The sequence below is a fragment of the Amycolatopsis roodepoortensis genome (genome assembly GCF_014873915.1).
Classification (GTDB): Bacteria; Actinomycetota; Actinomycetes; order Mycobacteriales; family Pseudonocardiaceae; genus Amycolatopsis; species Amycolatopsis roodepoortensis.
In genome coordinates this window covers 727,893-741,053 of record NZ_JADBEJ010000005.1, presented here as the reverse complement: position 1 = coordinate 741,053, position 13,161 = coordinate 727,893, and the positions used below count along the sequence as shown (strand labels likewise).

Annotated in this window: 7 protein-coding genes; 4 read left to right on the top strand and 3 right to left on the bottom strand. The window is 71.0% G+C overall.

The features are described 5' to 3' along the window. The first annotated feature begins 152 nt into the window (after positions 1-152). From H4W30_RS22875 to H4W30_RS22860, 4 genes are read left to right on the top strand one after another with little or no spacing between them, the layout of a single operon-like run. Entirely contained in the window at positions 153-1,907 is a 1,755-nt protein-coding gene (locus H4W30_RS22875; protein ID WP_192744730.1) for a fatty acyl-AMP ligase, read from the top strand. Then, a complete protein-coding gene (locus H4W30_RS22870) occupies positions 1,904-8,281 on the top strand; it encodes a type I polyketide synthase (RefSeq protein WP_192744729.1) in 6,378 nt (2,125 codons plus the stop codon). The genes H4W30_RS22875 and H4W30_RS22870 overlap by 4 nt, the downstream gene beginning before the upstream one ends. Further along, a complete protein-coding gene (locus H4W30_RS22865) occupies positions 8,278-9,843 on the top strand; it encodes an acyl-CoA carboxylase subunit beta (protein WP_192744728.1) in 1,566 nt (521 codons plus the stop codon). The genes H4W30_RS22870 and H4W30_RS22865 overlap by 4 nt, the downstream gene beginning before the upstream one ends. A gap of 13 nt (positions 9,844-9,856) precedes the next feature. After that, a complete protein-coding gene (locus tag H4W30_RS22860) occupies positions 9,857-10,834 on the top strand; it encodes an alpha/beta hydrolase (RefSeq protein ID WP_192744727.1) in 978 nt (325 codons plus the stop codon). Between the two features lie 363 nt (positions 10,835-11,197). On the opposite strand, the gene H4W30_RS22855 is transcribed toward H4W30_RS22860, so the two are convergent. Genes H4W30_RS22855 through H4W30_RS22845 form a run of 3 tightly spaced genes read right to left on the bottom strand, consistent with a single transcriptional unit; the run spans position 11,198 to position 13,144 of the window. Beyond that, a complete protein-coding gene (locus H4W30_RS22855) occupies positions 11,198-12,157 on the bottom strand; it encodes a pyridoxal-phosphate dependent enzyme (protein WP_192744726.1) in 960 nt (319 codons plus the stop codon). Beyond that, positions 12,154-12,798 (bottom strand): helix-turn-helix transcriptional regulator, encoded by a 645-nt coding sequence (locus H4W30_RS22850; RefSeq protein ID WP_192744725.1) that lies wholly within the window; start codon positions 12,796-12,798, stop codon positions 12,154-12,156. Before H4W30_RS22850 ends, H4W30_RS22855 begins: the two co-directional genes overlap by 4 nt. Further along, positions 12,791-13,144: a RidA family protein gene (locus H4W30_RS22845; RefSeq protein ID WP_192744724.1), complete on the bottom strand. Its 354-nt coding sequence runs from the start codon at positions 13,142-13,144 to the stop codon at positions 12,791-12,793. The genes H4W30_RS22850 and H4W30_RS22845 overlap by 8 nt, the downstream gene beginning before the upstream one ends. Between the last annotated feature and the right edge of the window lie 17 nt (positions 13,145-13,161).

The window sequence follows — 13,161 nt, the reverse complement described above, 5'->3', positions numbered from 1 at the left end:
CGGCGTTCCATCATCCTTTCATTGACACTCTTCCCGCGACGTCCATACAGTTCCGGGCAGATAAAGAACGGTCTCCGGAATGGAATCCGCTTTCGGCAACGGCGCCGTTCCGAATTCACCCGCTCCTGTACGAATCGTCACAACGAGGGGCCATGGAAACCATTTCGGAATCGGTCGTCGCCGTCCACGGGCCGGACGACGCACGCGGCGGGGAGTCGTTCGCGACGCTGCTGAGGTACTGGGCGTGGCGGCTCGGCGACGACGTCGCGGTGACCTACCTCGACCATCGAGCCGGGGCCGACGGCCGGGCGATCACCCTGTCCTGGCGCGAACTCGACGACCGGGTCGACGCGCTCGCCACCCGGCTGACCGGGTTCACCGGCCCGGGCGACCGGGCCGCGATCCTGGCCCGGCAGTCCGTCGATTACGTCGTCGCCTTCCTCGGCGCGATCCGGGCCGGGCTGATCGCGGTCCCGCTGTTCTCCCCGAGCCTCCCCGGGCACGCGGGAAGGCTGGCCGCCGTGCTCGCCGACTGCGCACCGAGGGTCGTGCTCACGACCACCGACGGACTCGACGACGCCGCCGGTTTCCTCGCCTCGACGGATTTCGAGCGGCCCGCCGTGCTCGCCGTCGACACCACAGCTCCGGTCGCGGCCGGTGATCGCTCCTGGCCGCGACCGGAACCGGACGAAGTGGCGTACCTGCAGTACACGTCCGGTTCCACGCGAACGCCGGCGGGCGTGATGCTGACCCACCGCAACGCGCTCACCAACGCCCGTCAAGCGTGTGACGCCTACGCGGTCGAAACCGCGACGACCTCAACCGTCAGCTGGCTGCCGCTCTTCCACGACATGGGCCTGATCCTCGGGATCGGCGCGCCGCTGGCGGCGGGTGCGGCGTCGGTCCTGATGGATCCGCACGCCTTCCTGGAACGTCCGTCGCGGTGGTTGCGCGCGCTCTCGGCCAGCCCGGGCGCGATCAGCGCGGCACCCAATTTCGCGTACGCCTACGCCGCTTCCCGGGTCACCGAGGCCGAGAAGAGCTATCTCGAACTGAGCCGGGTCGTCTCGCTGATCAACGGCAGCGAACCGGTTCTTCCGTCGACCATCGCGAAGTTCCACGGCGCCTTCGAGGAATGCGGGCTGCGCCCGGAGGTGCACCGCTCCTCCTACGGGCTGGCCGAGGCCACGGTGCTCGTCTCCGTCACCGAGGCGGGCAAGGCGCCACGGCAGGTCGCCTTCGACCGCGACCGGCTCGCCGCCGGACTCGCGACGCCCGCACTGCCCGGCGCGGCGTCCACCACGCTCGTCTCCTGCGGATTCCCGGCGGGGCAACGGATCCGGATCGCCGATCCGGCCACCGGAGCACTGGTCGAACCGGGCCGGGTGGGGGAGATCCAGGTCAACGGCCCGAACGTCGGCGTGGGTTACTGGGGGCGGCCCGCCGACGGCGTCTTCGGCCTGCCACCCATCGACCCGGACTCCGGTGCGGGCTGGCTCGCGACCGGGGACCTCGGCGTGCGGTACGAGGGCGAGCTGTTCATGACCGGCAGGCTCAAGGACCTCGTCATCGTCGACGGCCGCAACCACTACCCTCAGGACATCGAGCAGACCGTGGAGACGCATCCCGCGGTCCGGCCGCATTCCGCCGCGGCTTTCGCGATCGAGCGCGAAGACGGCGAAGCAGCGGTGGTGCTGGTGGAGCGGGCGAAGGGTGCCGAGGCCGACCTCGCCGTCGCGATCGCGGAGATCCGGAGGGCGGTCTCGGCAGCGCACGGTCTGCGGCCGCACGACGTCGTGTTCGTCGCCCCGGGTGAGGTGCCGCGCACCTCCAGCGGCAAGATCAGCCGTGCGCTGTGCCGGAAGTCCTATTCGGACGGTTCGCTGACCGCGCGGCGGCTCGGGTGACCGCGGAGATCCGTGCCTGGCTCATCGCGCGCGTGGCGGAGCGGACCGGCTCGCCCGCGGACCACGTCGATCCGGACCGGCCGCTGCACGAGAGCGGGCTTTCCTCGCGGGAATCGATGGAACTGGCGGCGGAGCTGGGCCGGTACCTCGGTCGTCCGTTGCCGCCGACCCTGGTGTGGCAGTACCCGACGATCTCCGCCCTCGCCGACCGTCTGTCCACAGTGGAGGAACCTACGACCGTGAGCGGCGAAGGCCGCGAGGAGGAACCGATCGCGATCGTCGGTGTCGGCTGTCGCCTGCCCGGCGGCGCGGACTCGCCGGAGAGCTACTGGCGGCTCCTGGACGCCGGACGCGACGGCATCCGCGAGGTTCCGGAGGATCGCTGGGAGACCTCCGCGCGTGGCGGATTCCTCGGCGACGTCGCCGGTTTCGACGCCGAGTTCTTCGGCATCACGCCGGGCGAGGCCGAAGCGATGGATCCCCAGCAGCGGATGCTGCTCGAAGTGACCTGGGCGGCGCTGGAGCACGCCGGGATCCCGCCGTCCACGCTGCGGGGAAGCCGGACCGGGGTGTTCGTCGGCCTTTCGGCAGGCGAGTACGGCCACCTGACGATGGCCGATCCCGCCGCCGTCGACGTCTGGTCCGCCACCGGTGCCGCGACGAGTATCGCCGCCAACCGGCTGTCGTACCTGTTCGACCTGCGCGGACCCAGCCTCACCGTCGACACCGCGTGCTCGTCCTCGCTGGTCGCGGTGCATCAAGCGGTGCAGAGCCTGCGTCGCGGCGAATGCGGGACGGCGCTCGCCGCCGGGGTGAACCTGCTGCTCTCACCCGCGGTCACCGCCTCCTTCCAGCGGGCCGGGGTGCTGGCCCCGGACGGGTACTGCAAACCGTTCGACGCCGCCGCCGACGGCATCGCCCGCGGCGAGGGCTGCGGCGTGATCGTGCTCAGACCGCTGAAGGCCGCCCGCCGTGCGGGGGACCGAGTGCTCGCGGTGATCCGCGGCAGCGCGGTCAACTCCGACGGCCGGTCCAACGGTCTCGTCGCGCCCAGTCCCGGCGCGCAGGCGGACCTGTTGCGGGACGCGTACGCGGCGGCGGGCGTCGAACCGTCCACTGTGGACTACGTGGAGGCGCACGGGACCGGGACGGCGGTGGGGGACCCGATCGAGGCGGGCGCGCTCGGTGAGGTGCTCGGGGCCGGACGCGAACCCGCCCGCCCGCTCCTGATCGGCTCCGTGAAGGGGAACCTGGGCCACCTGGAGGGCGCGGCCGGGATGGCCGGGCTGATCAAGGTCGTCCTCGCGATGGTCCACCGGCGGCTGCCGCCGACCCCGCATCATCACGAACCCAGCCCGCACGTCGATTTCGCCGGTCTCGGCCTCCGGGTGGTGGACACCGGGACGGACTGGCCGCGGTACTCCGACGTCGTGCGCGCCGGGGTCTCCGCGTTCGGCTTCGGTGGCACCAACGCCCACGTGGTCCTCGAAGAATGGCCCGCCGCGTCGTTCGCGGCTCGCGGGACGGAGACCCGGCGCCCGCGGATCTTCGCGCTGTCCACGCGGTCGGCCGAGGTGCTCCGGGCGCGGGCCGCCGATCTGGCGGACTGGCTCGAAGATCCCGCCCACCGGTCGGTCCCGCTGGACGCGGTCGCCGCGACACTGGCCCGGAGCCGCGACCACTTGCCCATCCGTGGCGCGGTCGTCGCGGAGGAACGCGACCAGGGGGCCGCCGCGTTGCGGGAACTGGCCGCCGGACGTGCTGGTGGCGCCGCCGTCCTCGGCGAAGCCAAATCCGTCTCCGACGTCGTGTTCGTGTTCTCCGGCTACGGCTCCCAGTGGCCCGGGATGGGTCGCGTCCTGCTCCGCACCGAGCCCGCGTTCCGGGCCGAGGTCGAAGCGCTCGATCCGGTGTTCCGCGCCGAAGCGGGCTTCACGCTGAGCGAGGTGTTCTCCGGCACGCGCGATCTGCCGGATCTCGCGGCGACACAGCTCGCGTTGTTCGGCATGCAGCTGGCTCTCGCCGGGCTCTGGCGCGCGCACGGCGTCGTCCCGGCCGCGGTGCTCGGGCATTCGATGGGCGAGGTCGCGGCCGCCGTCGTCGCGGGGGCGCTGGACGTCGCCGACGGCCTGCGCGTGATGGCCACCCGCGCCCGGCTGCTGGCCGAGGTCGACGCTTCCGGCGACGGCGCGATGGCCGTGGTCGAGCTGTCCCCGGCCGAGCTCGCCGACCTGGAAGCGGACTTCCCCGGGATCACCGTCGCGGTCTACGCCTCGCCGGTCCAGTGCACCGTCAGCGGCGGCGCCGGCCAGGTCGAGGCGCTCGTGTCGCACGTCGAGGGCCTCGGCAGGCTGGCGAAGCGGCTGCCGGTCGGGGGTGCGGGCCATTCGGAAGCCGTCGACGCCGTTCTCGGCCGGTTCCGCGCCGATCTCGGCGGCCTTTCCCCGCGGCCGGTGGAGATTCCCTGCTACAGCAGCGTTCTCGACGATCCACAAAGGTCGGTGGTGTTCGACGTCGAGTACTGGGCGGCGAATCTGCGCCGTCCTGTGCGTTTCAGCCAGGCACTGGCGGCGGCGACCGCCGACGGGTACGGCGTGTTCGTCGAGATCTCGCCGCATCCGGTGGCACTGGCCGCGATCGAGCAGAGCACCGGCGCGCTCGCGCTTCCGACGGCGAGCCGTAAGAGCGACGAGGCAGTGGCGTTCCTGACCACGCTCGCCCGGCTCCACACCCTCGGGCTGCCCGTCGTGCTCGACGACGGCGGTCCCCGTCCGCTTCCGGTCGACCTGCCCGGCCCGCGCTGGCGGCATCGGCGGTTCTGGCCGCGGCGTCCGGCGACCCGGACGGCCGGTGAACATCCGTTGCTGGGTGTCCACATCGAACAGCCGACCGGCGGTGGACACCTGTGGCGCGCGGACGTCGGGATCGAGGTACTGCCGTGGCTGGCCGATCACGCGGCGATGGGTGTCCCGTTGTTCCCCGCCGCCGGATTCCTGGAACTCGCGCTTTCGGCGGCGAAGACGGTGCTGCGTCCCGGGCTGCTGCGCATCGGCGGTCTCGAACTGCACCGTGTCCTCCCGCTCGCCGCGCACACCGAGGTGACGACCAGCCTGAGCGCTGGAAGCGTGGACGTGTACGCGCGGTCCGCGGACGGCGGCTGGGTGCGGCACGCCACCGCCCGCGTCCGTGAGGGGAACACCGCGGTGGTGCCATTCGGCCCGGTCGGTGACGACGCCCGGTCGGTCGACCTCTACCAGGTGCTGGCCGGCGCGGGGCAGAGCTACGGTCCCGCATTCCGTGGGCTGCGCGACGTCTTGGCCGCGCCGGGCCGGGCCTCGGCGTCGATCACCCTGCCCGCCGACGAGCCGGCCTATGTCCTGCACCCGGTGATCGCCGACGCTTGCCTGCACGCGCTCGCCGCCGTGGCCGGGGACGCGCTCCGCGAAGCCGACGGCGTGTTCCTGCCGCTGACCTTGGGCGAGGTCGTCCTCGCCGGTGATCCGCGCCGCGGTGTCCGGGTCGACGCTGTCCTCGATTCGGTTGATCCGGCGGGCGACGGCCTGGTCGGCGGTGTCCAGCTGGTCGACGCGGACGGCGTCGTCCTGGTCGAGTTCCGTGAGGTCTACTGCCGCCGGTTCCAGCGTTCGGCGCTGCCGGTGCCCCTGGCGGACCTGCTGTTCGAAACGGTCTGGCGGGAGGCAGCGCTGCCCGCCGCGGTACCGGGCTCACGCTGCTGGGTGGTGCTGCACGAAGACGCACCGTGGCTGACGGCGTTGCGTGACCAGCTCACCGAAGCAGGGGACGAGCTGGTGACGGTTCGGCTTGGGGACAGGAAGGCGCTCGCGGAAGCTCTGAGTTCTCGTGAGGTGGCGGGAGTCCTCGTATGGTTCGGTACTTCGGGGCCGGATCCGATGAGCGCGGCACGGAGGCTCGCCGAGCTTCCCCTCGCCGAACTGGTCGAGACCGCGCCGCGGTTGTGGCTCGTCAGCGCGGGTGCGTCGGCCGTCGATCCCGGCCAGGCCTGGCTGCGTGGACTGGTCCGCGTCCTCGCCTTCGAACACCCCGAACTGCGCGCGAGCCAGGTGGACTTCGACACGGAACCGAACCCCGCCAGGCTGGTGGCGGAGATCCGTGCGGACGCGCCGGACGACGAGATCGCCTGGCGCGAGGGCGTCCGGTACACGAGGGTGCTGGCCCGGCCGAAGCTCGGCGAACCTCGCCACGAAACCGTGGTGCGCGACGGCGCTTACGTGATCACCGGTGGTCTCGGCGGCCTCGGCCTGGTCGCGGCGGACTGGCTGGCGGCGCGCGGCGCGACCAGGCTCGTCCTGTCCGGACGGCGCGGTGCGAGCCCCGCCGTCGAGCCGCTTCTGGCGGATCTGCGTGAGCAGGGCGCCGACGTCCGCGTGGTGACGGGGGACATCGCCGAGCCCGGAACGGCCGAAGCGCTGGTCGCGGCCGCGACCGACGGCGGCATGCCGTTGCGTGGCGTGCTGCACGCGGCCGGTGTGCTGTCCGACGGCGCCGCCGTCACCCTCGACCACGACGCCGTCGAAGCCGTCTGGCGCGCGAAAGCGCTTGGGGCGTGGCGAATGCACGAGGCGACGGCCGGACACGAACTCGACTGGTGGCTGACGTATTCCTCGGCGGCGGCGTTGTTCGGCTCACCGGGACAAGCCGCCTACGCCACCGCGAACGCGTGGGTGGACGCCCTCGTCGCGTGGCGCCGCGCCGCGGGATTGCCGGCTGCGACCATCGGCTGGGGAGCCTGGGGCGAAGCGGGTGTGGCCGTCGGCAGCCGTAACCCCGTCCTCGAACCACTCGGCACGGAGGAGGCGTTGGCGGCGATGGACGCCGTGCTTCGCCGTGACCGCGTGTCGACCGGGATCGCCAGGGTCGACGCCGGGACCGTCCTCGCCCTCTTTCCCCGGCTGGCCGGACGGCCGTTCTTCGAGATCCTGGTACCGGGGGAGGAGCCGGCCGCCGGACCGTCCACTTGGGACGGACTGGACGCGCTGCGGGCGGTCCTCCCGGAGGCCGCCCGCGAGATGCTGGCCGACTACCTCGCCGGGCTCGTCGCCGGGATGCTCGGCCTCGACGCGGACGAGATCGACCGGCGGACACCGCTCACCCGGCTCGGCCTCGATTCGCTCGCCGCCCTGCGTGCCAAGGGAGTCGTGGACCGGGACTTCGGCCTGGAACTGCCGATCCCGCTGCTGTTGCGGGGCGCGGGCCTGGCCGAAATCGCGGACCATCTCGCCGATAAGGCGGGGTTCGGTGCGGGAGAAGCCCGGCCCCCCGCACCGGTGACGGCCGTCGGACCACGCGATCCGGCCGAACGCTGGATCGCCCGGCACTGGCAGTCGGAACTCGGCGGCGCGGAACCCGGCGTCCACGAAGACTTCTTCGCCGCCGGTGGCGACGCCGAAGCGGCCGAGCGGCTGCGGGCCGTGTTCACCGGGCAGCTCGGAGCCGTTCCCGAACGGCTCTTCGCCACACCGACGATCGCCGCGATGGCCGACCTCCTGCGCGACGACATCGAAGGACGCGGAGGCTGCCCAGTCCGGCAGTTGCGCGAAGGCGGCACGGACCCGGTGTTCCTGTTCCACCCGGCGGGTGGTCCGACGAGCGTCTACGAGGGACTCGTCCGCCTGCTGCCCGAGGGCAGAGCCGTCTACGGGCTCGAACGGATCGACGAAGAGGACACCGTCGAGGCCAAGGCCGAGTGCTATCTCGAGCTGATCCGGGAAATCCAGCCGCGGGGCCCGTACCGGCTGGGCGGGTGGTCCTTCGGGGGCTGCCTCGCCTACGAGACCGCGCGGCGGCTGACCGCGGACGGGGAGCGGGTCGCTCTCGTGTTCCTGATCGACAGCATCCTGCCGCTGCCCGCGCCGGGGAAACCGGCTCAGGAGATCCTGCTGGACCGGTTCGAGCGGTTCGCGGAGCACATCGAGCGAACCTACGGCGTCTCGCTGGACATCCCGCGTGAAGAGCTCGCCCGGCTCGGCGACGAGGAACAGATCCGGCTGGTGATCGCCCACCTGGCCGCGCGGGTTCCCGAGCTGGGGCACGGCGTGCTACGGCATCAGTACGAGTCCTATGTGGACGCCCGGGTCGCCGAACGGTACGAGCCGGAATCCTATGCCGGGCCGGTATTGCTGTTGCGCGCGAAGGAGCCGCATCCGCTGACCACCTCCCTCGACCCGCGTTACCTGCGCACCGACGACGCTCTCGGCTGGGACGCCTTCTGCCCGGATCTGGAGGTCGTCCGGGTGCCGGGCGATCACCTGTCGATGATCGACCCGCCGCATGTCGAGAGGGTCGCCGCGGCCCTCGCGGCCCGGCTCGGGGCACCCAAGGCGGCGCGGCCATGACCGACACGACGGCGTTCCGGATCGCCGACCTCGCCGCCCGCCGGGAGGATCTGCGGACCGCGGAGAAGCGGGCCGTCGACCGGCAGCACGCCAAGGGAAAGCTGACCGCGCGCGAACGCGTCGAGGAGTTGCTGGACCCGGGTTCCTTCGTCGAACTCGACCAGTTCGCCCGGCACCGGTGCACCGAATTCGGGATGGACGCCAGCCGGCCCTACGGCGATGGCGTGGTGACCGGGCACGGCACCGTCGACGGCAGGCAGGTCTGCGTGTTCTCCCAGGACTTCACCGTGTTCGGCGGCAGCATGGGCGAGGTCTTCGGCGAGAAGGTCCTGAAAGTGATGGACCTGGCGATGACGCTCGGCTGTCCCGTGGTCGGGATCAACGACTCCGGCGGCGCGCGCATCCAGGAAGGCGTCGTCTCGCTCGCCTACTACGCCGAACTCGGCAGGCGCAACACGCTGGCGTCCGGTGTCATCCCGCAGATCTCGCTGATCATGGGTCCCTGCGCGGGCGGGGCGGTCTACTCGCCGGCGATCACCGACTTCACCGTGATGGTGGACGAGACCGCGCATATGTTCGTCACCGGGCCGGACGTCGTGCACGCCGTCAGCGGCGAACGCGTCACCGCCCAGCGGCTCGGCGGCGCCTCGGTGAACAGCGAGGTGTCCGGGAACGCCCACCATCGGGCCACCGACGAACACGACGCCATCGACTGGGTGCGGACCCTGCTCGGCTATCTGCCGTCCAACAACCTCGACGCCGTCCCGGAATACGCCGACGAGAGCGCGCCCGAACCCACCGCCGCCGACCTCGAACTCGACCGGCTGGTGCCCGACGCGCTGAACCAGGCGTACGACATGGCCGAGGTGATCGTCCGTCTCGTCGACGACGGCGACTTCATGGAGGTGCACGGCGGCTTCGCGCCGAACATGATCTGCGCGTTCGGCCGGATCCGGGGCCGCACGGTCGGTGTCGTGGCGAACCAGCCTCGTCATCAGGCGGGCGTGATCGACATCGACGCCTCGGAGAAGGCCGCGCGGTTCGTGCGGTTCTGCGACGCCTTCGACATCCCGATCCTCACCCTCGCCGACGTCCCCGGGTATCTGCCCGGCGAGGCGCAGGAACGGCACGGGATCATCCGGCGGGGTGCCAAATTGATCTACGCCTACGCCGAAGCGACGGTGCCGAAGGTGACCGTGGTGATCCGCAAGGCCTACGGCGGCGGTTACGCGGTGATGGGGTCGAAACATCTCGGCGCGGACGTCAACCTGGCCTGGCCCACCGCGGAGATCGCGGTGATGGGCGCCGAGGGCGCGGTGCGGGTGCTGCACCGGCACGAACTGGCCGCGCTGCCCCCGGAACAGCGTTCGGCCGAACAACGACGGCTCACCGACGCGTACCGCGAACGGCATTCGAATCCCTACTTGGCGGCCGAACGCGGCTACGTCGACCAGGTCATCGCGCCGTCGCAAACCCGTCTGCAGGTGGCACGGGCGTTGCACGCGTTGCGGACCAAGCGGCAGACCCTCCCGGCCAAGAAACACGGAAACATCCCGTTGTGAGCGAGGAGAAACGATGAAGCGAACCCGGCGGTGGGGTCTGCTGGCGCTGGCCATGGTGACCCTGCTCGGAAGCCCGGTCCCCGCGAGCGCGGCGCCCGCGCCGGTCACCGCCGACAACGGCGCGAAGGTCGTAGAGGAGACCTGGCTGGACGCGCGCACTGTCGACCTCAAGATCAGTTCGCCCGCGCTCGGCACCACCGGCATGGTCCGACTGCTGGTCCCGGCGGGCTGGGCCGCGCAGCCCACGCGGACCTGGCCGACGTTGTTCCTGCTGCACGGCTGCTGCGAACCGGTCGACTACCGGTCGTGGGACCAGTTCACCGACGTGAAGGCGTTCACCGCGGACAAGGACGCCCTCGTCGTCATGCCGACCGGCGGGCCCGCCGGGATGTACACGAAGTGGTGGAACTTCGGGCTCAGGAGCACTCCCGACTGGGACACCTTCCACACCCTGGAGGTGCGGCAGATCGTCGAACGCGGGTACCGGGCGGGTACGCGCCGGGCGGTCGCCGGCCTGTCGATCGGCGGCTACGGCGCGCTCGCGTATTCGTACAAGCACAAGGGGATGTTCGCCGCGGCGGCGTCCTACAGCGGGGTGCCGAACACCCTCAACCAGGGCGCTCCGCTGTTCATCCAGGGGATCCTGGCCAGGGCGGGGATCTTCAACTACCTCGAACTCTGGGGCGACAGCTGGGGAATGCGGCCGCTCTGGACGGCGAACAACCCGTACGACAACGTCGACGGCCTGCGCGGCACGGCGCTGTACATCTCCTGCGGGAACGGGAAGACCGGCCCGCTGGACCCGCCGGGGCAGTCCGACATCTTCGAACCCCAGGCGCTGGCTTCCTCGGTGAGCTTCACGGATCGGTTGAAGGCCAAGGGGATTCCGGCGACCGTCGACTACTACGGCGACGGGACGCACAGCTGGCCGTACTGGCAACGGGCGCTGCGGAACTCCTGGCCGGTACTGGCGGGCGGGCTCGGCCTGTGAGGTGACCAAACGCCGAACTCGCGTGATTGAAGGCGTAACTCGCGTGATCGAAGGCGTAACTCGCGTGATTGAAGGCCGCACATCGAGTTACGCCTTCAATCACGCGAGTTACGCCTCTAAACACGCGAGTTACGCCTCTGATCACGCGAGTCACGCGCCAGACTCTCGCAAGCGTTGCGAAAGCCACTTTCGCAACCTTCAACGTTGCGAAAGTGGCTTTCGCAACGTCGGCCGGTGGGCGCGGTGGTGAAACGAGATGCCAGCGCTTGCCGGGTGTGTCGCGAAAGCCACTTTCGGGACACCAGACGTCCCGAAAGTGGCTTTCGCGACGCCACCGCATCGAGAGGACTAAATGCGGAGAGGTCAGCCGGCGATCAGTTCGGCGAAGCGTTCCGGGCTCACGTTCCCGCCGCTGATGATCACCCCGACCCGTCCCGAAGCGGGCACCCGGCCGCTGAGCAGTGCCGCGAGCCCGGTCGCCCCGCTCGGCTCGATGACGAGCTTCAGCCGCTCGAACGCGAACCGCATGGCGTCGCGGACCTGGTCGTCGGTGACGAGCGCGATGTCGTCGACGAGCCGCCGGTTGATCGAGAAGGTCAGTTCGCCGGGGATCGAGGCGGCCTGGCCGTCGGCGATGGTCCGCGGCACCGGGATCGACACGCGTTCCCCGGCGTCCAGCGAGCGTTTGGTGTCGTCGCCTTCGGCGGGTTCGACGCCGATCACGCGGATGCCGGGCCGTACGGCCTTCGCGGCGGTCGAGCTGCCCGCGATCAGGCCACCGCCGCCGACCGGGACGACGAGGGTGTCCAGCGACTCGGTGTCCTCCAGCAGTTCCAGCGCCGCGGTGCCCTGTCCGGCGATCACGTGCGGGTGCTCGTACGGCGGGATCAGCGCGAGACCGCGATCGGCCGCCAGCGCCTCGCCGATCGCGACGCGGTCGCCGGTGTAGCGGTCGTAGGTGACGATCTCGGCGCCGTAACCCGCGGTGGCGTCCTTTTTGGACTGCGGGGTGTCCTCGGGGATCAGGATGACCGCGCTGCTCCCGAGTTCCTTCGCGGCGAGCGCGACGGCCTGGGCGTGGTTCCCCGACGAGTACGCGGCGATGCCCTTGGCCAGCTGTTCCGGCGAAAGTCGCGACGCGGCGTTGTACGCGCCACGGAACTTGAAAGCCCCGACGCGCTGGAGGTTTTCACATTTGATGAAGACCTCGGCGCCGACGAGCTCGTCGAGGGTACGGGAACGCACGACCGGCGTCCGGTGGGCGACCCCGGCCAGGCGGGCGGCCGCGTCGCGGATGTCGTCGATGGTCACGGGGGCGGTCATGATGCTCCTTGATCACGGATTTCGGCGAGATAGTTGTAAGCGGAGGCGCGGGAGATCCCGATCCGGGCCGCGACCTGGGGCACGGCCCGCCGCACGGCGAAGACACCGCGCGCGTGCAGGCTGCGGAACAGGTCGAGCCGCTCGTCACGGCTGAGCGCGGTCCAGGGTTTGTTCAGCCGGAGCTGATGCTCGTCGACGATCGCGTCCACCACCGCGTCGACGTCGTCGCCGAAGGTGGTGGTCGGCGTTTCGGCGGCGGTGCCGACGTCGGCGAGCTCACCGACCAGGGTCCGCAGCTGCCCCAGGGCGGTGACATCGAGGTTCACGCACAAGGCGCCGAACACCGAGCCGCCGCTGTCGCGCAGCAGCATGGTCGACGACTTCACGAGTTTCCCCGACGCCGTCCTGGTCACGTAGTTCAGCTGGTCTTCGGCGTCGTCGCCGCGGGCGAGCAGGCCCATGCCGATCTCGCTCATCGACCCGCCAACGGTGCGGTCGGTGACCGAGCCGGCGATCGCGACCACCGACTTCTCCGGGCGGCGGAAGTCGTGCACCACGACCTCGCAGAACGAGCCGAGCGTCGCCGCGATGCCGTCGGCGACCGGGGCGAGCGCGTCGAGGATCGCGTCCTGCTCAGACATTGCGTACCCGGGCGAGGGCCTCGACCTCGACCACGCCGCCGTAGGGCAGCGACGCGACCCCGACACAGGTTCGTGCGGGCCGGGGCTCGGCGAAGAACTCTTCGTAGACCCGGTTGAGACCGTCGCGGTCGGCGATGTCGGTCAGGTAGACGACGACCTTCACCACGTCGGCCCGCGTCGCACCCACCGAACGCAGCGCGGCGTCGAGATTGGTGAAGGCCTGCGGGCATTCGGCGTCGAAGCCGCCGGGCACCAGCGCGCCGGTCTCGGTCACGCCGAGCCGCCCGGACACGGAAACCAGGTCGCCGCTGCGGAAGGCGGGCGGGTACGGATGCTCGTTGGTCACGAGACTGACTGTATAAG

Bases quoted from the DNA above. Each gene is read 5' to 3' on its own strand.
- H4W30_RS22850 (WP_192744725.1), bottom strand. From the start codon at position 12,798: ATGTCTGAGCAGGACGCGATCCTCGACGCGCTCGCCCCGGTCGCCGAC.
- H4W30_RS22865 (WP_192744728.1), top strand. From the start codon at position 8,278: ATGACCGACACGACGGCGTTCCGGATCGCCGACCTCGCCGCCCGCCGG.
- H4W30_RS22860 (WP_192744727.1), top strand. From the start codon at position 9,857: ATGAAGCGAACCCGGCGGTGGGGTCTGCTGGCGCTGGCCATGGTGACC.
- H4W30_RS22875 (WP_192744730.1), top strand. From the start codon at position 153: ATGGAAACCATTTCGGAATCGGTCGTCGCCGTCCACGGGCCGGACGAC.
- H4W30_RS22855 (WP_192744726.1), bottom strand. From the start codon at position 12,157: ATGACCGCCCCCGTGACCATCGACGACATCCGCGACGCGGCCGCCCGC.